We start from the raw sequence: 19061 nt of genomic DNA on the forward strand, positions 1-19061 counted from the left end.
CCTCTAGCAACTAGAGGTTCAAGGGCAAAAATGCGCTTTTCCGATTTTTTTTGAAAGGCACACACCAGCCTCGCGCCAGCCGCGCAATGCATCATGCCTTCAAACTTGGTTTCATGAAGCGGTTCAGATGACAGCACTCCTATTGAAAAACTGCCGCCGGGCGGCCTCGCTGGCGGTTATTGCGCTGCTGCCTTTCCTGAGCGGCTGCCTTTTCGTGACGGATACGAGCCGGATGAACCCGGACGTCTTCGTTCAGGAAACGGCGCCGGTGTTCAATTTCAATTCCGTAAGCTCCAATCGCCAGCCGGAACTGCCACCACAGCCGGGTCAGCTTTCCACGCGCCCGCCGGATCTGTTCAGAACCCGCTTCCATCAGGAATACGGCCCGCCGGTGCGCGGGCAGGGCCTGAGCGCGCCGCAGGTGCAGGGATTGAATGTGCCGCAGGCGCAAGGTCAGGCGATGGCCTATGGGCTTCCGGTCTCCAATCCGCTGCACCGGGTCATGTATGGCCCGATCCGCGATGACGACCGGTCCCTGCCGGCCATTCCCTATGGTCGCATCGATCCGCGTTATCTCCGCCAGGAGGTGAGCTACCAGACAGCGGAAGCGCCGGGTACAATCGTCGTGGATACGAAGCAGCATTTTCTCTATCTGGTGCAGCCGGGCGGCAAGGCTATCCGGTATGGCGTTGGCCTCGGGCGCGACGGTTACGCCTGGTCGGGTCGCGGCAAGATCCAGTGGAAGGCGAAATGGCCGCGCTGGACGCCGCCCGACGAAATGGTCAGGCGCCAGCCGGAACTCACCTCCATTTCCGCCGCCAATGGCGGCATGACGCCGGGTCTCAACAACCCCCTCGGCGCGCGTGCCCTTTACATTTTCAAGGACGGCAAGGACACGCTTTACCGCGTGCACGGAACGCCCGACTGGCAGTCCGTCGGCAAGGCAACTTCGTCCGGCTGCGTGCGCATGCTCAATCAGGATGTGATCGACCTCTACGAGCGCGTACCGAAGGGCGCACAGATTGTGGTTATCTGACCACTTTCTAAAAGAAAGCGCTGCATCGTGGGGTTCCCCCAGCGCCTTCTGGCTGGCTTTTAGCGGTCGGTTAACTATTTTCGCAATACGCCTGTGTACGTGGAACAAACGATGTACAACGGCGATATAGCCGTTCGAAATGTGGGACAATCCGGCCTTATGACAAGCACCGACACAGATCTTTCCAGACGCACTTTCCTTTCCCTTCTGGGTATTTCCTCCGCTTCGTTGCTGGCGGGCTGCGCTTCTTCCGGCACGGGTGAAGCCATTCGCCAGCAGGCGAGCAGCATCGGCAGCGATTTCCGCCAGATGTTCTCGTCGGGCGTTAGCGATGCGGAACTGGCCGTCATGTACGGTTCGGTCGAGGATGGCGGTTACGTCATTCCCGCGGTTCCCTATCAGAAGATCGACCGGCGTTATTATCGTCAGCGCGTAGTCGATCCGACCGGCGAACGCCCCGGCACCGTCGTCGTGGATACGCGCTCGCGTTTCCTCTATGTCGTGGAGCAGGGCGGCAGCGCCATGCGTTACGGCGTCGGCATCGGCCGCGATGGTTTCGCCTGGTCCGGCGAAGGCGTCATCCAGTGGCGCCAGAAATGGCCGAAATGGACCCCGCCGGACGAAATGGTCGCCCGCCAGCCGGAACTGGTCAAATATTCTTCCAAGAACGGCGGCATGCCACCGGGCCTGAAAAACCCGCTCGGTGCCCGCGCGCTCTATATCTTCCAGAACGGCAAGGACACGCTTTACCGCCTGCATGGATCGCCGGAATGGAACTCCATCGGCAAGGCCGTCTCTTCCGGCTGCGTACGCCTGATGAACCAGGACGTCATCGACCTCTATGACCGCGTGCCGCAGAAGGCGCGTGTGGTTGTTTGGCAGTAGGTCTGACTGGAAGCTCTGATAGGCATCCGCTAAATGAACTGGCGAATAATGGCTGCAACATGAAGCATGTTGTGGCCATTATTTATTTCTAATATATCGATATTATTCTTAATGTTAATAATCAATTCTGTAGTGTATTTAGAAATTTCGTGACTTTTATTGATTTTATACTATAGTTGGCTTGGGTATTCATAAGTATTTTCGAAATGAATTTCCTGCATTGCAATCATTCTAATATCTCTGTCGTTAATCGAGGAGTGAATGGCATGACTCTTTATCTCTCAAATAGTTGGCAGGTCGGTACTAGCTACGGCGAGTTTTTTTACGGTGATCGCTATGGTGTTGTGAGGGACGATGTGTTCCAGCTTGGCGGCAGCGCATATGGTGGCCTAGGAGGCGTGCGCAATGGATGGGAGCGCTTTGATGGCGGTCAGGGTGAGGACAAGATTTATGTCGCGCCAACCTATCGTTACGTATGGACTGCCGTAATGATTAGCGATAACGGCCTGAAAAGCGTTGAAAAGATAGATTTCAACCAGTTCAGCCAGTGGCCTGTAAAACCGGTTTACTTTGCTGGAACGGTAGATTTTTCGAGCGTGACATCCATGTCGTCTGGCGTGACGATCTACGGTCGTGAGAGCAACAATACCTTCATAGGTGGCCAACTGGGAGAAACTGTCGAAGGAGACGGCGGCAACGACACGCTTTATGGCAATGGGGGAAATGACAGGTTGTTTGGTGACTCCACCAGCGCCAATCCTTGGGCCGCACAGCTGTACGCGGCAGGTGACGATAAGTTGTATGGCGGCGATGGAAATGATTACCTCAACGGCTAGGGCGGCAACGACCTTCTGTATGGCGATGCAGAAAACGACGAGCTACTTGGCGAAGCCGGCAACGATCAACTGTATGGCGGATCGGGGAGCGACCGGCTTCTCGGCGGAGATGGTGACGACCAATTACGGGGTGGCGCCGGAAACGACAATCTGTACGGGAACGCCGGAAAAGATCTTCTAGACGGCGGTGAAGGCTTGGACTACCTGTGGGGAGGCATTGGACAAGATACGTTCCAATTCAGAACTCAGGGCGCAACCAGCCATATTGAAGATTTTGAAGTAGGCATCGATCGATTGCGCTTTGACAACATTATTGCGGACGAATTTGCTGATTTGACCATCGTTGAAAACGCCAATGGATATGCGACTATAAGCACGGGCGGAGTGTCAATTGTCTTGACCGGAGTTTCGATTGCGGCACTTGACAGTTCGATGTTTGAGTTTGGCCATTACGCCTGATCAGAATGGGCTACGTCGCAGCAGGCGGCGGAGCCCTTCATCGCTAATAGTTGTCCAGATCGTATTTTGAGTATTTTTTTGTTATATTTCCAGCCGTGTCATAAATCTCCAGCTCACCATTCTCAGTATAGCTGAGCATTTTTTGTCCGCTTTCGTAATATAGGCTTCCGGGCGTGACGGAAATATATCCGTTTTCATCATATTTCAGGCTAAGGGCTGAGCCGGAGAAAGTTTTCAGGGCCATCACGTCGAATTTGATGTACTCGCGCGCAACTTGAGAGAACCACCCGTTAGTCGATTTTCGAAATTCCGCTGCACTTACTTGCGTATTATAAATGCGGTCGCTGGTAAAATAATCTACCTGTTTTTTCACCAAAGCCTCATCTTCGCCATTGGCGATACGTTTCGCACCCCATGCTGCATATTGATCGTTATATTCCTCCCTCGGCGGTACGATGAGTTCTGGCTCGAAGTGCGGATTGGCTCTAGCGGCGTTCACAATGAGGCTTCTCACAATGACCTCTGCGTTTTCCGCCGTGTGCTCAATCGGATTGACGTAGTAGGACGACATCATATTCGTGGCCGCGGCATTCATGGCGCTCATCGTTGCTTGCGGAATGGCGGCGGAGACGGTTTCTTTTTTTGCGACGGTTTCCAGCTTTGCTTTGGTAGCCTGCGAAGCGAGCGTCGAAATCGTCTCAATGGCCTGTGCAGTTCTTTGCTGGCCTCCGGATACCATCGCGAGTATCGAGCTTGCGGCATCTTTGCTCGATATTTTTGTCACTGAAAAAGTTTGATTGAGAATGGTCAGCGCCATTGAATTTGCAGAGATAAAAGCCATCGCCATGCCTTTTGAAATCTGCCGCAAAATGCCTTCATCGGCTTCTGGGGCTGGAACGCAGCCATAAGTCATTTTAGCTGCATAAAATATAAATGCAACTTTATCGGGAAGTGGTTAACAGATGCTTTATGACCCCTGGTTTTTCAGGGGTTAGCTCCTCGCAAGCCCATCTTTAAGCGCATTCACCTGGTCCCGCAGCTGCACCAGTTCCTCCAGCCCGCAGCCCGTGGCGTCGCCGATTGCCGCCATGATCTTCACGCCCTCCTTTTTGAGATCGGCGCCCTTGGGCGTTACGGCCACCAGCACCTGCCGCTCGTCAACAGTTCCGCGTTTGCGGGTGATCAGCCCGGCATGTTCCAGCCTTTTCAGCAACGGCGAAAGCGTGCCCGAATCGAGGCCCAGCATTTCACCGAGTGCCTTCACGGTGGAGGTTTCCTTTTCCCACAGGGCCATCATGACCAGATATTGCGGATAGGTCAGGCCGATCGGGTCCAGCAGCGGCTTATAGGCGCGGGTGAAAGCGTGCGCCGCGCCGTAAAGGGCAAAGCATATCTGCTGGTCCAGCCTCAACAGGCTTTCCAAATTGGTGTCGTCGCTCTCTGCGCCCATTGTTCTGCTCCAAAAATCAACCGGGAAGGGAACAATCAGCCCTGCCTTTCGGTTCCTGCCACATGGATGCGCGGCGAAATTTCGTGAAATTATCGCAAAAAACAATTTTTTATTCAATGTGCAAAATTATATTGCGCACAATTGAATTGCGCATTATAAGAAACCCAACACCAACCCAACGGGAGTAAATGCCATGCCTATTCTCTACACGACCAAAGCATCCGCCACCGGTGGCCGCGCCGGCAACGCCAAGTCGGAAGACGGCGTGCTCGACGTAACGCTGACCGTTCCGAAGGAACTCGGCGGCGATGGCGCCCGCGGCACCAATCCGGAGCAGCTTTTCGCAGCCGGTTATTCCGCCTGCTTCCTCGGCGCCTTGAAGGCTGTCGCCGGCAAGCAGAAGGTAAAGATTCCTGAAGACACGACTGTGACGGCAACCGTTGGCATCGGTCCGCGCGAAGACGGCACCGGCTTCGGCATCGAAGTGTCGCTGAAGGTCAACATTCCCGGTCTTGAGCGCGAAAAGGCAGAAGAACTGGTAGCCGCCGCCCACATCGTGTGCCCTTACAGCCACGCCATGCGCACCTCTACGGAAGTGCCGGTCTCTGTGGCCTGATCCAGCAAATTCCAGCAGCAAGGCCGGGTTAATCCCCGGCCTTCTTGTTTATGGAAAGAAAAGTGCTATATTCTTTCTAGGGAAAGGATATATGCCATGAATATTCACGCCAAGACCGCCATGGATCCTGCTTCGCAGGGCAGGGTCGTCACCAAGGCCGTTATGACCGCTGCCGAGCGGCTGGGCCTTAACGCGGCCCGCACCGCGGATATTCTCGGTGTTTCCGCCCCGACGGTGTCGCGCATGAAGCGGCTCGATTTCCTGCTGGAGCCGGGCGCCAAGTCTTTCGAGCTTGCGGTGCTGCTGATCCGGGTTTTCCGTTCGCTGGATGCAATCGCCGGCGGCGACGAGGCGGTAGCCAAAAACTGGCTGCGCAATCACAATACGGCGCTCAACGCCGTGCCTGCCGAGAGGCTCACCACCATTACCGGATTGATCGATGTCCTCTCCTATCTGGACGCCCGACGCGCTCCTGTCTGAAAAGCGCGCCGCATCGGGAAAATACTGGCGGCTGGTGGAAGCGCAGCATCAGGTTTCCACCATGAAGCTGGTTGATACGGTGGAGGAGCAATCGCTGCTGGAAGATATTCTGGAGGCGAGCAAGCGGCCATTTCCGCCGGAATGCGCCGGGCTCGATTATCTTCTTGCCACGCCCTTCCGGTATGGTGCGGCCTATCCCCATGGCTCGCGTTTCCGCCGGGCTGGCTTTACCGAAGGCGTTTATTACGCCGCAGCCAAGGTGGAAACCGCGCTTGCCGAAATGGCCTTCTACCGGCTGCTGTTTTATGCGGAATCTCCCGGCACACCGCTGCCTGCCAATCCCGCCGACTATTCCGCCTTTGCCGCCCGTATCGCCACCGATGCGGCGCTGGACCTGACGCAACCGGAATTGAACCGGGACGAGGCGCTGTGGACCGACCTGCAGAATTACGAGCCATGCCAGGCGCTGGCCGAGCAGGCGCGTCTGGCGAAGATCGAGGCGATCCTCTACCGCTCGGTGCGCGATCCCGCAGGTGGCCTCAATATCGCGGTCCTGTCGCCGACAGCCTTTGCCGAAAAAATGCCGGTGGAACGGATGAGCTGGCGCATCCGCCTGTCGAAGACCGGGGTGCAGGCACTGTGCGAATTTCCGATGCGCAGAACAGGGTTTGCGGTCGCGGATTTTTCCGGTGATCCACGCCTCGCCAGCCTGTTGGGCTGACGGGCGTTTCGCTTGTTTTTACTCTCAGCCCGTTTGACGGGCCTCATGCCGACGCGAAAAACGCTTCGGGATCGTCGACTTCCACCAGCCTGCGCTTGTCGATCAGCCAGAAACGTGTTCCGACCGCCCGCACGAAACTCCTGTCATGCGAGACGAAGGCGCAACTGGCCGAACGGTTGATGATTTCCGCCTCAAGCGCTTCCTGCCCGTCTATATCAAGATGGTTGGTGGGCTCGTCCAGCAGGTAGAAATTCGGTTCCGCCAACCGCAGCGCCAGCATGGCGAGCCGCGCCTTCTGGCCGCCGGAAAGCGTTGCGATCCGACGTTTCTGCATTTCCATGTCGATACCGGCACCCGCAAGCAGGCCGTGTATGCGCTGGTCGCCAATGTCGAATCGGCGGGTCATGAGCGCAAATGGCGTGCTGTCGTCGTCGATTTCGGCAAGCGACTGATCGACATATCCGGCCACCAGCGAAGGCGTGGTCTTTATGCCGTCCTGTATTTGGCCTTCATCCATCACCGCCGCTTTCAGAAGCGAGATCAGCCGCGTCTTGCCGACGCCGTTGCGGCCGAGAATGACGATGCGGTCGCCCTGGTGGACAAATTGCCGGCCGGTGCGAAACAGCAATGTCCCGTCCGGCGTCGAGACCGGCACATCCTCCAGAGTGACCAGAACCTTGGCATGGGTACCGCGATTGGCGAGCTGGATCTTGCCAGCGGAGCGCTCGCTATGTGCTGGGCGCGCATTCTCCTCCAGTTTCTCGGCACGCTGGCGCAATTGCTTGGTCTTGACGGTCAGAAGATCGCTGCCCGAATTGATGCCGATATTGTTGAGCTTCGCGGCCTGCCGGCGCAATTGCTGCGCGGTTTTCATGTCGCGCTGGAAACGCCGCTCATCGGCGGCATCCTCCTCTTCGAGTGCCGTGCGCGCATGGCCGTAAGGTAGCCGGAACAGTGCCGAATTTTCCGGCCGCAGGAACAGCGTGGTCTTCGTGACATTGTCGAGAAAGGCGCGGTCATGGCTGACGATGACGACCGCCGTCTCGCGCGGCAATTGACCGAGCCAGCTTTCCAGCACGTTGATTTTCTCGAGGTCGAGATGGTTGGTCGGCTCATCGAGCAGGAGAACGTCAGGCTCGGTGATCCACGCCCGCGCCAGCATGGCAAGTCGCTGCCAGCCACCGCTCAGCTCTTTCAAATGGCGATGACGATAGGGTTCCGGCACCAGCATGGCATCAAAAATAATGTCGGCGCGCCAGCTCTCATTGTCGATCTCATCCGTCGGCAGCGCGGAAAGTACGGCGTCCCGCATCGTCTTTTCCAGAAGCGGGGAGGGCAGGTGCTGGTGGACGATGGACTGCGTCAGCCCGCGCAGCCGGGTGATATCACCGCTGGTAGCGTCCAGTTCACCGGCAAGGCAATTCAGCAGGGTGGATTTGCCGTGGCCATTCGCGGCGACGATGCCGATGCGGTCTCCGGCATTCACGGTGAGGCCAAGATTGGAAAAAAGCGGCTTTCCCAGAATGATTCCGAGGTTTCGAAGCGTGATAAGGGTCATGAAATTGTCTCTGGCAAAACGGATCTGTGACGAACCGTGGTCTGCGACAATGCAGTACGGGATATCGGTTCGAGGTGATCCGTCGTGAAAACATGCGCAACGGCAGACAAGCTGCATTCTGCGCGGCCTTTCGGGCAAACCAGAGTTTTGGTGTTCCGGTCAGCCCTGCAAACGCGTCTGCAGGGCAAAAAGGTGGCAGATCTGGCGGTTGCGCCAGAAGCAGGAAATATCCATGCGAAGCCTCCTTTCTTGATACGTGTTCAACAGTCCAACAATTAACAGCGGCAGGGGTTCGAGGCAATGGCTTTTGAAGAGGAGGGTGGTGCCGGAGAATACGGCGACCCGCATTCTCCAGCCCTCCAGCGCGGCGCCCTTAGTGTTTTGCCACGCGCTCGCGCAGTTTTTCCACATGTTCGGCGATTTCAGGTGTCACCGCGTCGCCGAAATCCTCCATTTCGAACATCGGGCGGATTTCGATCTCGCTGCGCTCCAGCATCGGGTTGGGGCAACGCTTCACCCACTCCACGGCCTCATCCATGTCCTTCACCTTCCAGAGCCAGAAGCCGGCAACCAGCTCGTTGGTGTGCGGGAAGGGGCCGTCGATCACGCTGCGGCTGTCACCATCGAAAACAACTCTCTTGCCTTTGGAGGAGGGGTGGAGGCCATCACCGGAAAGCATGATGCCGGCATTGACCAGTTCCTCGTTGAACTTGCCCATGGCTTCCATCAGTTCGGTGGTCGGCATTATGCCATCCTCGCTGCTGCGAGTGGCCTTTACGAAAACGATAACACGCATGGTTTCCTCCCTTGTTGCGTCTTCCTCGTTAGTTTCGCCGCCCGGCACGACGGGTAGATGACATTTTCACGGATAAAAGTGGCAATATGCCGCTTTCCCGTCAGCCGAGATCAATGAGGTCGCGGCGCAGCCGGTCGGGGTCGCCGCTGCCGATGCGGGCCTCGATTTCGGCGTGGGTCTGTTGCCAGATAGGGAAGGCGGCGGTGAGTACGGCCATGCCTTCCACCGTAAGCCGCAGCCGCTTGCCGCGCTTGTCCTTTGGGTCTTGCTCGATACTGACCAGCCCACGCCGCTCCAGTGGCTTCAGCGCTGCCGTCAGCGTCGTGCGGTCCATCGCCAGAAGATTGGCGACCGGCCCCATCGGCGGCGGCTCCGGCCGGTTGAGCGACATCAGCAGGGAAAATTGGCCGTTGTTGATGCCCACGGGCTTCAATGCGTTATCGAACAGCCGCGCCAGCGCCCGCGCTGCACGTTGCGCATGCAGGCAAAGACAGGAGTCCCGCACTAAAAGAGTTGCCGAAAAAGGAATCACGCTGGCGTTTGACATGGACTATATATGTTGATATCAACGTAATTAGTCAAGCGGAACCTGTAGCCTTGCTGACGGTTTTCCTGGCTTTCAATGCAGACACAGGCGGCGCCCACCATGGAGGCGGAGCGGTGCCGTGGTGAAAGACGGATCCAAGGAGGAAAGATCATGTCTCATCCCGTCGTTTCTAATGAGGAGTGGCTTGCGGCCCGCCGCGATCTGCTGGTGAAGGAAAAGGAATTGACCCGCGCGCGCGACAGGCTGAACGAGGCGCGCCGCGCATTGCCATGGGAAGAGGTGACGAAAGATTATATTTTCGACGCGCCGTCCGGCCCGAAATCGCTGAAGGAACTCTTCGGCAATTGCAGCCAGCTCATCGTATACCACTTCATGCTGGCACCCGACTGGGAGGAGGGCTGCACCGGCTGTTCCTTTTTCGCCGACCATGTCGATGGTGCGATGGTTCACCTGAAGCACGGCGATGCGGGTTTCGTTGCGGTCTCGCGCGCACCGCTCGAAAAGATCGAGGCCTATAAAAAACGCATGGGCTGGAAATTCCCTTGGGTCTCGGCCAACGGCAGCGACTTCAACTATGATTATCAGGCCTCCTTCCGTGATGAGGATATCGAGAGCGGGGCGATCACCTACAATTACCGTGAGATCGAGCCGATGGGCGACCTGAAGGACCTGCACGGCGTCAGCATTTTCGCCAAGGGCGAGGACGGCAGGATTTACCATAGCTATTCCGCCTATGCCCGCGGCATGGAAGAGACGCTCGGTACATTGATGCTGCTCGATCTGGTGCCAAAAGGCCGTAATGAAGACGGTGTAATGGATTGGGTGCGCCGGCACGACCAGTACGAGGACGAGCCCAAGGCCGCGTCTTGCTGCCACTGAAATAGGACGAGGAGGAGGAGACGACAATGGAAAATGCCAAGCCGCAGAAGGAACACGCGTTCCTGGGCAGGATCGTCGGCGACTGGGTCATGACCGCCAGTTCCGGGCATGAGGGATACGATCCCGATGACCCCGCCCAGCGGTTCACCGAAACCGTCAGCTCCATCGGCGGGCTGTGGATCATCGGGCACGGCACCGGCAAGATGCCTGACGGGACGGAGATGACGGCTGTCATCACCGTGGGTTTCGACCCTGCCAAGGGCCATTTCGTCGGCACCTGGGTGGGGTCGATGATGACCAATCTCTGGGTCTACAAGGGCTGGCTGGAAGACGACGGCAAGACCCTGACACTCGAAGCGGAAGGACCGGCCTTTGACGGTTCCGGCCGCATCGATACCTATCGCGACGTGCTGGTGCTGCACGACGACAATAACCGCAGCTTTTCCGGCAGCGTCCGGCAGCCGGATGGCAGTTTCAAGACCTTCATGACATCGGAGTTCCAGCGCAAGGCGTGACGCCCCGCCGGAATTTGCCCGATCGCGCCGAATAATGCGCTGCCGCGTCCTGCGGCGGCCGATCGCCAGAAAAATGACGCCATAACCCCGGAGAGATTCAATGTCCGATACACACGGAAAATTCATATGGGTTGAACTGATGACGCCTGACATGGAGCAGGGTGCCCGCTTCTATGGTCATGTCGCCGGCTGGCAGACCAAGGATTTCGGTTCGCCGGAAATGCCCTATCTGGTGCTGGAGGCCGATGGTAAAGGCATGGGCGGCATCATGGAACTGACCGAAGAACACAAGAGCCAGGGCATTCCTCCCAACTGGACCGGTTATGTCGGCGTTGACGATGTGGACGCCACGGCAAAACTTTTCGCGGAAAAGGGCGGTTCGGTCAGGCGCCCGCCGCAGGATATCCCGGAGATCGGTCGTTTCGCCGTGGTGGCTGATCCTTCCGGTGCGGTTCTGTGCATCATGACGCCGCTGCCGATGGAAACCGGCGGTTTTCCGCAGGAGACGCAGAACCTGCCGGGTCACGTCGGCTGGTACGAACTTGCCACCAACAATGTCGACGACGCCATAGCCTTTTACGGTGAGGTCTTCGGCTGGACCAAGGACCATGATTTTGACATGGGCGCAGAAATGGGCCCGTATCGCATCTTCGCCCATAACGGCAAGGTCGTCGGCGGCATGATGAAATGTATGGCGGGTGCGCCCACCTGTTATTGGGGTTATTATTTCAACGTCGACGGCATCGATGACGCCATCACCCGGGTCAGCACCGGTGGCGGCAAGGTCGTCAACGGCCCGATGGAGGTTCCCGGCGAGAGCTGGATCGTCAATTGCCAGGACCCGCAGGGCGCATTCTTCTCGCTGCTGTCGCAGAAGAAGTAACCCTTCTGGGCTGACATACCGATCTGCCGGAGGTTACTCCGGCAGATTACCGGTTTCTCGGTAGCCGAACGTGATCGATAAAGGCGCGGAGCTTCGGCGCAAGATGACGTCGATTCGGATAATAGAGATAAAATCCCGCAAAAGTCGGAGAATGGTCCTCCAGCATGGAAACAAGCTGGCCGCTCTCCAGGTAGGGACGGAAGGTCTCTTCCATGCCGAATGTGATGCCGGCGCCGGCACAGGCCAGCTTTATCATCAACTGCATGTCGTTGGTGGTGAAGTCCGGCTGCACCGCGACCGCGAACTCCCGGCCGTTTTCGGCAAATTCCCACCGATATGGCGCAACGTCCGGACGAGGGCGCCAGCCGATACATCTGTGATGGATCAGTTCGCGCGGCTGCGTCGGTAAGGTGACGCGATCTCGATATTGCGGGGAGCAGACGGCGAGCTGCCGCTGCGGCCCGGAAACCGGAACGGCAATCATATCCTGCGCGATCAGCTCCCCCAGACGCACGCCGGCATCGTAATGTTCGGCGACGATATCGAATTCCTCATCCGTCACGACAATATCGAGTTGCACTTCCGGATGGATTTCAGCAAAGCGCGCCAGTAATGGCCCGGACAAGAAGCGCTCCGCTATCGAGGAAACGGCAAGCCGCAATTGCCCCCGAGGCATTCCACTCAGGGAAGAGGCGGCCTGTGTCGCTTGCATGAGGTTGCCGATGGATGGCGAAACATCGGCGTAAAGCTGTTTCCCCGCTTCCGTCAGGCTAACGCTGCGCGTTGTGCGCTGAACGAGCGCTATCCCCATCGTTTCTTCAAGCCTGCGGATGGTCTGGCTGACGGCTGACCGTGTTACGCCGAGCCTGTCCGCAGTAGCCCGAAAATTGCGTTCCTCGGCAACCATGCAGAAGGTGGAAAGCGCGTTGAGATCAACATTCATTGGTTAGCAAATATATCCATGGAGGTTATCATTGGGGTAATTATCACGACAATGGCAAAGCTTTATCTTTCCTGCAACGGCCTCCTCTCGAAAAAGCGGGCCGTAAAGCCAAGGAGAAAGCCATGACATTGAACAAAGTTATTCTCATAACAGGTGCGTCGAGCGGGATAGGTGAGGGTATCGCCAGAGAACTTGCCGCTGCAGGCGCGAAACTGGTTCTGGGTGCGCGCCGTATGGACCGTTTGCAGGCCTTGGCCGACGAACTGCGCCAAACGGGCGCTGAGGTTGTCGTGCATCCCCTTAACGTCACGGAAAGGCAGAGTGTCGAGGCTTTTGCTGCGGCGGGACGTGAAGCGTTCGGACGGATCGACGTCATCGTCAACAATGCCGGCATCATGCCGCTATCGTTGATGTCGTCCCTCAAGGTCGATGAATGGGACCGCATGATCGACGTCAACATCAAGGGCGTGCTTTATGGCGTCGCCGCCGTTCTGCCTGAGATGACCGCCCGCGCATCCGGCCACATCGTCAACATCGCCTCCATCGGTGCGCTCGCCGTTTCGCCCACGGCTGCCGTCTATTGCGCGACGAAATTTGCGGTGCGGGCGATTTCGGACGGACTGCGACAGGAAAACCGCGACCTGCGGGTTACCTGCATTCATCCCGGCGTGGTGGAAAGCGAACTTGCCCACACCATCACCGATCCGGCCGCTGCGGAGCTGATGCAAAGCTACCGGGCCATAGCATTGAAGCCGGACGCCATTGGCCGCGCAGTCCGCTATGCCATCGAACAACCCGACGACGTGGACGTCAATGAAATCGTCGTCCGCCCGACCGCCGCATAGGGAGGATCGGGACAATGAAGATTGTTTCGACATCGCTTGCCCTTGTACTCGCAACGGCCGCCGCCGATACCGGCCACCATCAGGAGGATCGTGCCGTGAAAGGGAATATGGACAAGATGGCCCAGACCGAAAGCCACCCCTATATCGGCATGTGGGTCACCGGCGACGGCCATATCCGTCAGGAGCTTTTGCCTGATGGCCGCTACGACGAGGCGCGCGGCAAACGCAAAAGCGCCTATCAGGGGCGTTATGAGGTGAGGGGCAACCATATCGACTATTGGGATGATACCGGCTTTACCGCCGATGGCGAGTTCATCGACGATGTGCTCTACCACGGCGGCATGATTTTCTATCGCGAGCCGTGAATCGTCACGCTAACAGGAAAAAATCCGTCCGGCTGATCGAGGCCGGGCGGATTATCTGTTTTAACGCTTCAGGCTTCCCAGTATGCCGCGAACGATGGCGCGGCCCACGGATGTGGCAACCGAGCGGGCGGCGCTTTTCATTGCCGCCTCGATCACGGTTTCGCGCTGATAACCGCTCGTCTTGCGGGCGCCGGTGGTGGAGGCCTTTGTGGGTTCCTCGTCGCCGAAACCGGGCAGGCGCCAGCGTCCCGAGGCACTGTCGGACTGGCTGGAGGCATTTTCCTCTTCCGCGCGCTTGGCGGCTTCGGCTTCCGCAGCCTTCTGGGCGCGTGCGTTGAGGATTTCAAAGGCCGATTCCCGGTCCACGTCCCTGTCGTATTGACCGGCAAGCGGGCCGGTATCCATCAGCAATTTGCGCTCGGCGTCGGTGAGCGGCCCGACGCGGCCCGAGGGCGGCCGCACAAGGGTGCGCTCGACGATGGAGGGCGCGCCCTTGTCATGCAGGGTCGAAATCAGAGCCTCGCCCGTACCGAGCGTGGTGATGATGTCGGCTGTGTCGAAGGCGGGGTTCTGGCGGAACGTATCGGCTGCGGTGCGCACAGCTTTCTGCTCGCGCGGCGTATAGGCGCGAAGCGCATGCTGCACGCGGTTGCCCAGCTGGGCAAGAACGGTTTCCGGCACGTCCAGCGGGTTCTGCGTCACGAAGTAGACGCCCACACCCTTGGAGCGGATAAGCCGCACCACCTGCTCCACGCGCTCGACGAGCACCCTTGGCGCGTCGTTGAACAGCAGATGCGCCTCATCGAAAAAGAACACCAGACGCGGCTTTTCCGGGTCGCCCACCTCCGGTAGTTCCTCGAAGAGCTCCGAGAGCATCCACAACAGGAAGGTGGCGTAAAGGCGCGGGTTCATCATCAGCTTGTCGGCGGCGAGAACCGAAACCGTGCCACGCCCGTCCGTGCCGACGCGCATGATGTCGGCAATGTTCAGCGCCGGCTCGCCGAAGAAGTTTGCGGCACCCTGCTGTTCGAGAACCAGCAGCCCGCGTTGCAGCGAACCGACGGAGGTCTTGGAAATCAGGCCGAACTGGCTGGACAGCGCACTTGCATTGTCGCCCATGTAGTTCAGCAGCGATTGCAGGTCTTTGAGATCGAGCAGCGGCAACCCGCCCTGATCGGCGATCTTGAAGGCGATGTTGAGCACGCCTTCCTGGGCTTCCGAAGCATCCATCAGCCGCGCCAGCAGCAGCGGGCCCATTTCGGCAATGGTGGCGCGCACGCGATGGCCTTTTTCACCGTAGAGATCCCAGAAGATCACCGGCGATTTGCCATAGGAAAAATCCGTGAAACCGATCTGTTCGGCACGTTTCTGCACCCAGTCCTTGGTTTCGCCTTGCGCGGCGATGCCGGAAAGGTCGCCCTTGATATCGGCGCAGAAAACGGGAACGCCGGCTTGCGAGAAACCTTCGGCAAGAACCTGCAGGGTCACGGTCTTGCCCGTGCCCGTTGCGCCGGTGATCAGGCCGTGGCGGTTGCCGAATTTCAGCTCCAGATATTCACCTTTGTTCAGGCTGTCGTCCGGATTGCGGCTGGTCCCGATATAGATCTGTCCGTCCTGCAACATCGACCATTTTCTCCTGCGACTGATGCATGCCCCTTAAATCGCGATCGATTTGAAGATGGTCATGTCCGAATTGAACTTTTACGGCACCCTCTGGCCGCTACTGCCAAAGCGGCCTTTTCATAGTATGGTTGTGATGATCTTATAAGGACAGTTTCAAGGCGCAACAACTGCTTGATGGCGATGAAGAAAAACCGCTTCATGAAAGTTGCCGCACCCGCCTGCCGCCCGCTTGAATGCGGCATGAGATTGTTTTACGTTGACGTTAACGTCAGTTATTCGGTGTTGGCGTCGTTTTTCAACAGGAGGCAAGAATGAACGAAGTCGTTGACCAGATCGCCGCAAAGGCGGGCATAGACCCTGCGCTGGCCGAAAAGGCTGTTGGCATGATTCTGGGTTTTCTCCAGCGCGAGGCGGCAGATGGTCCGATCGCCCGCATGATTGAAGCCATTCCGGGTGCCAGCGATCTCGTGGCACAGTATAATGGCGAGGGCGCTGGTGGCGGCGGTCTGCTGGGCGGATTGATGAGCGCGATCGGCGGCGGCGGCATCATGGGTCTCGGCCAGCAGCTGATGAGCCAGGGCATCGGCATGAGCGAAATCACCACGCTCGCCAAGGAAACCATCGCCGTTGCTCGCCAGCACGCGGGCGATGAGACTGTCGATCAGGTGATCGCTTCGGTTCCGGGCCTCAGCCAGTTCGCGTAAGGCGACATTTTATTCGATAGCGGGGCGCGGCGGCTGTTCATTGAATCGGCGCCGCGCCTCTTCTATTTCCGCATGGTGGGTTTCCGCCCATATCCACACGCCGCAAAAGGCGCTGCCAAGGGTCTCTCCGAGAGACGTGAGGCCATAATCCACATGCGGTGGAATGACGGGGTGCACGGTGCGGCGCACCAGTCCGTCGCTTTCCATCTGCCTCAGCGTTTTCGTCAGCATCTTCTGGCTGATGGTGCCGACCAGCCTGCCGATCTGCGTAAAGCGAAGCGTGCCATGTTCTTCCAGCACCTCAAGGATCAGCATCGTCCATTTGTCCGCCACTTTCGCGATGATATCCTCAACCAGCGCCTCGATGACCGGATCGGTTTCCGTGGGCGGCGGAGACTTGCGCCTGTTCTCGATCATGGGATCGGCGGCATACCGTTTCATCTCACACTCTCCTTTGGGTAAGTATAATTCTTTTGGGTGCCTACTTACGAATGGAGAGTATAGCCGCTAATTTCCCGTCATCCAACAGGCAAAGGACTTTTCGATGAAAACGACAGGCAACACCATTCTCATCACCGGTGGCGGCTCCGGCATCGGCCGGGCGCTGGCGGAAGCGTTTCACCGGCTGGGCAACAAGGTCGTCATTTCCGGCCGCCGCCAGAATGTGCTGGATGAGGTAACGGCCGCCAATCCCGGCATGGCCGCGATGGTCATGGACGCGACCGACGCCGAAGGCATCCGCTCTTTCGCCGACAATCTCATCAAGACACATCCGACGCTCAACGCCGTCATCAACAATGCCGGCATCATGCGGCCGGAGGACATCGCCTCGGCCCCGGACTATCTGGACACGGCGGAGGAAACCATCGCCACCAACCTTCTGGCGCCCATTCGCCTGACGGCGGCGCTGCTGCCGCATTTCCTCAAGCAGCCTGAAGCGACAGTGCTCACGGTATCCTCCGGCTTGGCCTTCGTGCCCATGGTGGTCACCCCAACCTACAGCGCCACCAAATCGGCCATCCATGCCTACTCGGTCGCACTTCGCGAACAGCTGAAAGAAACCTCGGTTGAGGTTATCGAAATCGTGCCGCCCTATGTGCAGACGACGCTGATGGGGGAAGGCCAGGCAAGCGACGAAAGAGCCATGCCGCTCGAGGCCTTCATTTCGGAAGTGATGGACATTCTCGGCGGTCGCCCGGATGAGAAGGAAGTGGTTGTGGAACGCTGCAAGCCGCTGCGTTTCGCCGCGCAGAACGGCAATTTTGATCAGGTGTTTTCGATGGTCAACGGCATGCATCCGTAAAGGCCCGGCCCTGTCTCGGACGCATCGCCTGTGATAGCGTGGCGCTCTTTAAAGGGAGCGCCAGCTTTTCATGGGCAGCCGTCAATTCCTGATGCCGAAAACCGCCATGCCCGGTATTGCTGCCGTGGTTGCGGTTAGCGACCGCTCTTTTCCACGTCACATGCACGACCAGTTCGGCATCGGCCTTGTGGAGCGCGGCGCGCAGAAATCGCTGAGCGGGCGCGGCATGGTGGAGGCTGAAGCCGGCCATGTCATCACCGTCAATCCGGATGAGGTTCATGACGGTATTCCGCTGGGAGAGGGCGGGCGCGCCTGGCGGATGATCTATCTCGACATCGATATCGTGCAGGCCGCCATTGCCGATATCATCGAAAAGGATCACGGCTTTTTCGAATTCGCCTATCCCGTCGATACGAGGCCTCTGGCGGACCGGTTCCGCGTGCTTTTTTCAGCCGTGACGGCAACTGATCGCCCGGGTGACACCCTTCGCTGCGACGAGACCCTGCTTATGCTGCTCGTGGGTGCAATGGAAACGGTGGCAACACCACGCGAGACGGCAGCGCCCGATAGCATAAGACGGGCGAAAAGCAGGATCGATGACGATCCTGCCCGGCCATTGCGCCTAACCGATCTGGCGCAGGAGGCCGGCATGAGCCAGTTTCGCTTCCTGCGATCCTTCAGCAAGACCACGGGGCTGACGCCGCACAGCTACCTTTTGCAGCGACGCCTGCATCTGGCACGGGGTGCGCTGGCCAAGGGTGCTCCACCCGCCGATGTGGCTTTTTTTGCCGGTTTCTCCGACCAGAGCCATTTGAACAGGTTTTTCGTACGGCAGTTCGGGGTGACGCCCGCGGCGTATAGGGCGGCGGTTTCGTAGCGCAGGTTGGGGTAATAGGGCTACAGACGCGAGCCTCCAAGCCTCAACGCTGCAATTTCATCCAAGACCCCCGCGTCGGACACAGTCAAGCTCCTGTCCTCCATTCAACAGGACTTGCAGAATCCATGACGCCCGAATTCCTCATCACATCCCTGATCATCGCCGCTTCGCCCGGAACAGGCATGGTTTACACGCTGGCCGCCGGCCTGTCCCAAGGGTCGAAGGCGAGCGTCGTCGCGGCTTTCGGCTGCACGCTCGGCATCGTGCCGCATCTGCTGGCCGCCATCACCGGACTTGCGGCCATTCTGCACGCGAGCGCCCTTGCCTTCGGCGTGATCAAATATCTGGGTGTCGCCTACCTGCTCTACATGGCGTGGAACACGCTTCGGGAAGATGGGGCGCTGAAGATCGACGACAAGCAGGAGCACCGCAAGGCAGGGAGGGTCATCGGTGAGGCTATCCTCATCAATCTCCTGAACCCGAAACTGTCGATCTTCTTTTTTGCTTTCCTGCCGCAATTCATCGCGCCGGAGGAGGTTTCTCCGACGTGGCGCATGGTCGATCTCGGGCTGATCTTCATGGCCATGACGTTTCTGGTCTTTGCGCTCTACGGCTGTTTTGCCGCCTCGGTCAGGCGGCAGGTTGTGGCACGCCCGGCCGTGCTCACCTGGCTGAGACGCAGTTTCGCCGCCGCGTTTGTGGCGCTCGGGGCGAAACTGGCGTTGACGCAGCGGTGAGAC

Annotated in this window: 25 protein-coding genes and 1 pseudogene; 17 read left to right on the forward strand and 9 right to left on the reverse strand. The window is 58.3% G+C overall.

From position 1 onward, the window contains the following. Positions 1 to 127: 127 nt before the first annotated feature. From G6L97_RS02395 to G6L97_RS02415, 5 genes and pseudogenes are all read left to right on the forward strand, one after another. A complete protein-coding gene (locus G6L97_RS02395) occupies positions 128 to 1036 on the forward strand; it encodes a L,D-transpeptidase (protein ID WP_019564146.1) in 909 nt (302 codons plus the stop codon). A gap of 159 nt (positions 1037 to 1195) precedes the next feature. Next, entirely contained in the window at positions 1196 to 1921 is a 726-nt protein-coding gene (locus tag G6L97_RS02400; RefSeq protein ID WP_013635657.1) for a L,D-transpeptidase, read from the forward strand. A gap of 266 nt (positions 1922 to 2187) precedes the next feature. Beyond that, positions 2188 to 2757 (forward strand): hypothetical protein, encoded by a 570-nt coding sequence (locus tag G6L97_RS02405; protein WP_211391331.1) that lies wholly within the window; start codon positions 2188 to 2190, stop codon positions 2755 to 2757. Positions 2758 to 2772: 15 nt separating this feature from the next. Next, positions 2773 to 2940: pseudogene (locus G6L97_RS02410) on the forward strand (calcium-binding protein); the annotation flags it as partial. 12 nt (positions 2941 to 2952) lie between these two features. Next, entirely contained in the window at positions 2953 to 3216 is a 264-nt protein-coding gene (locus G6L97_RS02415) for a hypothetical protein (protein ID WP_272438355.1), read from the forward strand. 43 nt (positions 3217 to 3259) lie between these two features. Here G6L97_RS02415 and G6L97_RS02420 read toward each other — a convergent pair whose 3' ends face one another. Together G6L97_RS02420 and G6L97_RS02425 are read right to left on the reverse strand one after the other, a co-directional pair. Then, positions 3260 to 4129: a hypothetical protein gene (locus tag G6L97_RS02420; protein ID WP_111783252.1), complete on the reverse strand. Its 870-nt coding sequence runs from the start codon at positions 4127 to 4129 to the stop codon at positions 3260 to 3262. Positions 4130 to 4207: 78 nt separating this feature from the next. After that, positions 4208 to 4666: a MarR family winged helix-turn-helix transcriptional regulator gene (locus G6L97_RS02425; RefSeq protein ID WP_038490190.1), complete on the reverse strand. Its 459-nt coding sequence runs from the start codon at positions 4664 to 4666 to the stop codon at positions 4208 to 4210. A gap of 193 nt (positions 4667 to 4859) precedes the next feature. On the opposite strand from G6L97_RS02425, the gene G6L97_RS02430 reads away from it, so the two are divergent. The 3 genes from G6L97_RS02430 to G6L97_RS02440 all read left to right on the forward strand — a co-directional run bounded on the left by G6L97_RS02430 (position 4860) and on the right by G6L97_RS02440 (position 6483). Next, a complete protein-coding gene (locus G6L97_RS02430; protein WP_003511906.1) occupies positions 4860 to 5282 on the forward strand; it encodes an organic hydroperoxide resistance protein in 423 nt (140 codons plus the stop codon). Between the two features lie 96 nt (positions 5283 to 5378). Then, positions 5379 to 5762: an MbcA/ParS/Xre antitoxin family protein gene (locus tag G6L97_RS02435; protein WP_003511907.1), complete on the forward strand. Its 384-nt coding sequence runs from the start codon at positions 5379 to 5381 to the stop codon at positions 5760 to 5762. Continuing rightward, positions 5722 to 6483: an RES family NAD+ phosphorylase gene (locus tag G6L97_RS02440; RefSeq protein ID WP_164876627.1), complete on the forward strand. Its 762-nt coding sequence runs from the start codon at positions 5722 to 5724 to the stop codon at positions 6481 to 6483. Before G6L97_RS02435 ends, G6L97_RS02440 begins: the two co-directional genes overlap by 41 nt. A 43-nt stretch (positions 6484 to 6526) precedes the next feature. Here the strand turns inward: G6L97_RS02440 and G6L97_RS02445 are convergent, their stop codons facing one another. The 4 genes from G6L97_RS02445 to G6L97_RS02460 all read right to left on the reverse strand — a co-directional run bounded on the left by G6L97_RS02445 (position 6527) and on the right by G6L97_RS02460 (position 9384). Continuing rightward, positions 6527 to 8041 carry an ABC-F family ATP-binding cassette domain-containing protein gene (locus G6L97_RS02445; protein ID WP_111783251.1) on the reverse strand — a complete coding sequence of 505 codons (1515 nt, stop codon included), beginning with the start codon at positions 8039 to 8041 and terminating at the stop codon, positions 6527 to 6529. Positions 8042 to 8200: 159 nt separating this feature from the next. Next, positions 8201 to 8389 carry a hypothetical protein gene (locus G6L97_RS02450; RefSeq protein ID WP_111783250.1) on the reverse strand — a complete coding sequence of 63 codons (189 nt, stop codon included), beginning with the start codon at positions 8387 to 8389 and terminating at the stop codon, positions 8201 to 8203. Between the two features lie 25 nt (positions 8390 to 8414). Beyond that, positions 8415 to 8837: a YciI family protein gene (locus G6L97_RS02455; RefSeq protein ID WP_111783340.1), complete on the reverse strand. Its 423-nt coding sequence runs from the start codon at positions 8835 to 8837 to the stop codon at positions 8415 to 8417. 100 nt (positions 8838 to 8937) lie between these two features. Next, a complete protein-coding gene (locus G6L97_RS02460) occupies positions 8938 to 9384 on the reverse strand; it encodes a MarR family winged helix-turn-helix transcriptional regulator (RefSeq protein ID WP_013635660.1) in 447 nt (148 codons plus the stop codon). Positions 9385 to 9534: 150 nt separating this feature from the next. Here G6L97_RS02460 and G6L97_RS02465 point away from each other — a divergent pair, with 150 nt between their 5' ends. The 3 genes from G6L97_RS02465 to G6L97_RS02475 all read left to right on the forward strand — a co-directional run bounded on the left by G6L97_RS02465 (position 9535) and on the right by G6L97_RS02475 (position 11661). Continuing rightward, complete coding sequence (locus G6L97_RS02465; RefSeq protein WP_025592728.1) at positions 9535 to 10263, forward strand: DUF899 domain-containing protein; 729 nt, start codon at positions 9535 to 9537, stop codon at positions 10261 to 10263. Between the two features lie 26 nt (positions 10264 to 10289). Then, positions 10290 to 10778 (forward strand): DUF1579 domain-containing protein, encoded by a 489-nt coding sequence (locus G6L97_RS02470; protein WP_003511919.1) that lies wholly within the window; start codon positions 10290 to 10292, stop codon positions 10776 to 10778. Between the two features lie 100 nt (positions 10779 to 10878). Then, positions 10879 to 11661: a VOC family protein gene (locus G6L97_RS02475; RefSeq protein WP_065702682.1), complete on the forward strand. Its 783-nt coding sequence runs from the start codon at positions 10879 to 10881 to the stop codon at positions 11659 to 11661. 46 nt (positions 11662 to 11707) lie between these two features. On the opposite strand, the gene G6L97_RS02480 is transcribed toward G6L97_RS02475, so the two are convergent. Beyond that, on the reverse strand, positions 11708 to 12604 hold the full coding sequence (locus tag G6L97_RS02480; protein ID WP_111783249.1) for a LysR family transcriptional regulator: 897 nt from the start codon (positions 12602 to 12604) through the stop codon (positions 11708 to 11710). A 122-nt stretch (positions 12605 to 12726) separates the two neighbouring features. On the opposite strand from G6L97_RS02480, the gene G6L97_RS02485 reads away from it, so the two are divergent. Together G6L97_RS02485 and G6L97_RS02490 are read left to right on the forward strand one after the other, a co-directional pair. Beyond that, complete coding sequence (locus tag G6L97_RS02485; RefSeq protein WP_111783248.1) at positions 12727 to 13449, forward strand: SDR family oxidoreductase; 723 nt, start codon at positions 12727 to 12729, stop codon at positions 13447 to 13449. 14 nt (positions 13450 to 13463) lie between these two features. Continuing rightward, positions 13464 to 13814 carry an Atu4866 domain-containing protein gene (locus G6L97_RS02490; RefSeq protein ID WP_111783247.1) on the forward strand — a complete coding sequence of 117 codons (351 nt, stop codon included), beginning with the start codon at positions 13464 to 13466 and terminating at the stop codon, positions 13812 to 13814. Between the two features lie 60 nt (positions 13815 to 13874). Here G6L97_RS02490 and G6L97_RS02495 read toward each other — a convergent pair whose 3' ends face one another. Further along, entirely contained in the window at positions 13875 to 15437 is a 1563-nt protein-coding gene (locus G6L97_RS02495) for a helicase HerA-like C-terminal domain-containing protein (RefSeq protein ID WP_111783246.1), read from the reverse strand. Between the two features lie 311 nt (positions 15438 to 15748). Between G6L97_RS02495 and G6L97_RS02500 the strand changes: the two genes are divergently transcribed. Next, positions 15749 to 16141, forward strand: coding sequence for a hypothetical protein (locus G6L97_RS02500; protein ID WP_003511926.1), 393 nt, complete (start codon positions 15749 to 15751; stop codon positions 16139 to 16141). Between the two features lie 9 nt (positions 16142 to 16150). Here G6L97_RS02500 and G6L97_RS02505 read toward each other — a convergent pair whose 3' ends face one another. After that, positions 16151 to 16582 (reverse strand): winged helix-turn-helix transcriptional regulator, encoded by a 432-nt coding sequence (locus tag G6L97_RS02505; protein WP_013635666.1) that lies wholly within the window; start codon positions 16580 to 16582, stop codon positions 16151 to 16153. Between the two features lie 103 nt (positions 16583 to 16685). Here G6L97_RS02505 and G6L97_RS02510 point away from each other — a divergent pair, with 103 nt between their 5' ends. The 3 genes from G6L97_RS02510 (at position 16686) to G6L97_RS02520 (ending at position 19058) form a co-directional block, all read left to right on the forward strand. Then, the gene (locus tag G6L97_RS02510) at positions 16686 to 17444 is read left to right on the forward strand and encodes an SDR family oxidoreductase (RefSeq protein ID WP_013635667.1); all 759 of its coding nucleotides are present in this window, start codon (positions 16686 to 16688) and stop codon (positions 17442 to 17444) included. Between the two features lie 70 nt (positions 17445 to 17514). After that, positions 17515 to 18321, forward strand: a complete 807-nt coding sequence (locus G6L97_RS02515) for an AraC family transcriptional regulator (RefSeq protein ID WP_111783245.1) — start codon at positions 17515 to 17517, stop codon at positions 18319 to 18321. A gap of 125 nt (positions 18322 to 18446) precedes the next feature. After that, on the forward strand, positions 18447 to 19058 hold the full coding sequence (locus G6L97_RS02520; protein WP_111783244.1) for a LysE family translocator: 612 nt from the start codon (positions 18447 to 18449) through the stop codon (positions 19056 to 19058). The last annotated feature ends 3 nt before the right edge of the window (positions 19059 to 19061 follow it).

The sequence above is a fragment of the Agrobacterium tumefaciens genome, assembly GCF_013318015.2.
Taxonomy (GTDB): Bacteria; Pseudomonadota; Alphaproteobacteria; order Rhizobiales; family Rhizobiaceae; genus Agrobacterium; species Agrobacterium tumefaciens.

What these genes read in the sequence shown, in the direction of transcription:
- G6L97_RS02425 (WP_038490190.1), bottom strand. Translation starts at nt 4,666, where the DNA reads ATGGGCGCAGAGAGCGACGACACCAATTTGGAAAGCCTGTTGAGGCTG.
- G6L97_RS02485 (WP_111783248.1), top strand. Translation starts at nt 12,727, where the DNA reads ATGACATTGAACAAAGTTATTCTCATAACAGGTGCGTCGAGCGGGATA.
- G6L97_RS02495 (WP_111783246.1), bottom strand. Translation starts at nt 15,437, where the DNA reads ATGTTGCAGGACGGACAGATCTATATCGGGACCAGCCGCAATCCGGAC.
- G6L97_RS02460 (WP_013635660.1), bottom strand. Translation starts at nt 9,384, where the DNA reads ATGTCAAACGCCAGCGTGATTCCTTTTTCGGCAACTCTTTTAGTGCGG.
- G6L97_RS02475 (WP_065702682.1), top strand. Translation starts at nt 10,879, where the DNA reads ATGTCCGATACACACGGAAAATTCATATGGGTTGAACTGATGACGCCT.
- G6L97_RS02490 (WP_111783247.1), top strand. Translation starts at nt 13,464, where the DNA reads ATGAAGATTGTTTCGACATCGCTTGCCCTTGTACTCGCAACGGCCGCC.
- G6L97_RS02430 (WP_003511906.1), top strand. Translation starts at nt 4,860, where the DNA reads ATGCCTATTCTCTACACGACCAAAGCATCCGCCACCGGTGGCCGCGCC.
- G6L97_RS02520 (WP_111783244.1), top strand. Translation starts at nt 18,447, where the DNA reads ATGACGCCCGAATTCCTCATCACATCCCTGATCATCGCCGCTTCGCCC.
- G6L97_RS02445 (WP_111783251.1), bottom strand. Translation starts at nt 8,041, where the DNA reads ATGACCCTTATCACGCTTCGAAACCTCGGAATCATTCTGGGAAAGCCG.
- G6L97_RS02465 (WP_025592728.1), top strand. Translation starts at nt 9,535, where the DNA reads ATGTCTCATCCCGTCGTTTCTAATGAGGAGTGGCTTGCGGCCCGCCGC.
- G6L97_RS02505 (WP_013635666.1), bottom strand. Translation starts at nt 16,582, where the DNA reads ATGAAACGGTATGCCGCCGATCCCATGATCGAGAACAGGCGCAAGTCT.
- G6L97_RS02395 (WP_019564146.1), top strand. Translation starts at nt 128, where the DNA reads ATGACAGCACTCCTATTGAAAAACTGCCGCCGGGCGGCCTCGCTGGCG.
- G6L97_RS02470 (WP_003511919.1), top strand. Translation starts at nt 10,290, where the DNA reads ATGGAAAATGCCAAGCCGCAGAAGGAACACGCGTTCCTGGGCAGGATC.
- G6L97_RS02400 (WP_013635657.1), top strand. Translation starts at nt 1,196, where the DNA reads ATGACAAGCACCGACACAGATCTTTCCAGACGCACTTTCCTTTCCCTT.
- G6L97_RS02500 (WP_003511926.1), top strand. Translation starts at nt 15,749, where the DNA reads ATGAACGAAGTCGTTGACCAGATCGCCGCAAAGGCGGGCATAGACCCT.
- G6L97_RS02450 (WP_111783250.1), bottom strand. Translation starts at nt 8,389, where the DNA reads ATGCGGGTCGCCGTATTCTCCGGCACCACCCTCCTCTTCAAAAGCCAT.
- G6L97_RS02435 (WP_003511907.1), top strand. Translation starts at nt 5,379, where the DNA reads ATGAATATTCACGCCAAGACCGCCATGGATCCTGCTTCGCAGGGCAGG.
- G6L97_RS02405 (WP_211391331.1), top strand. Translation starts at nt 2,188, where the DNA reads ATGACTCTTTATCTCTCAAATAGTTGGCAGGTCGGTACTAGCTACGGC.
- G6L97_RS02420 (WP_111783252.1), bottom strand. Translation starts at nt 4,129, where the DNA reads ATGACTTATGGCTGCGTTCCAGCCCCAGAAGCCGATGAAGGCATTTTG.
- G6L97_RS02515 (WP_111783245.1), top strand. Translation starts at nt 17,515, where the DNA reads ATGGGCAGCCGTCAATTCCTGATGCCGAAAACCGCCATGCCCGGTATT.
- G6L97_RS02480 (WP_111783249.1), bottom strand. Translation starts at nt 12,604, where the DNA reads ATGAATGTTGATCTCAACGCGCTTTCCACCTTCTGCATGGTTGCCGAG.
- G6L97_RS02455 (WP_111783340.1), bottom strand. Translation starts at nt 8,837, where the DNA reads ATGCGTGTTATCGTTTTCGTAAAGGCCACTCGCAGCAGCGAGGATGGC.
- G6L97_RS02440 (WP_164876627.1), top strand. Translation starts at nt 5,722, where the DNA reads ATGTCCTCTCCTATCTGGACGCCCGACGCGCTCCTGTCTGAAAAGCGC.
- G6L97_RS02510 (WP_013635667.1), top strand. Translation starts at nt 16,686, where the DNA reads ATGAAAACGACAGGCAACACCATTCTCATCACCGGTGGCGGCTCCGGC.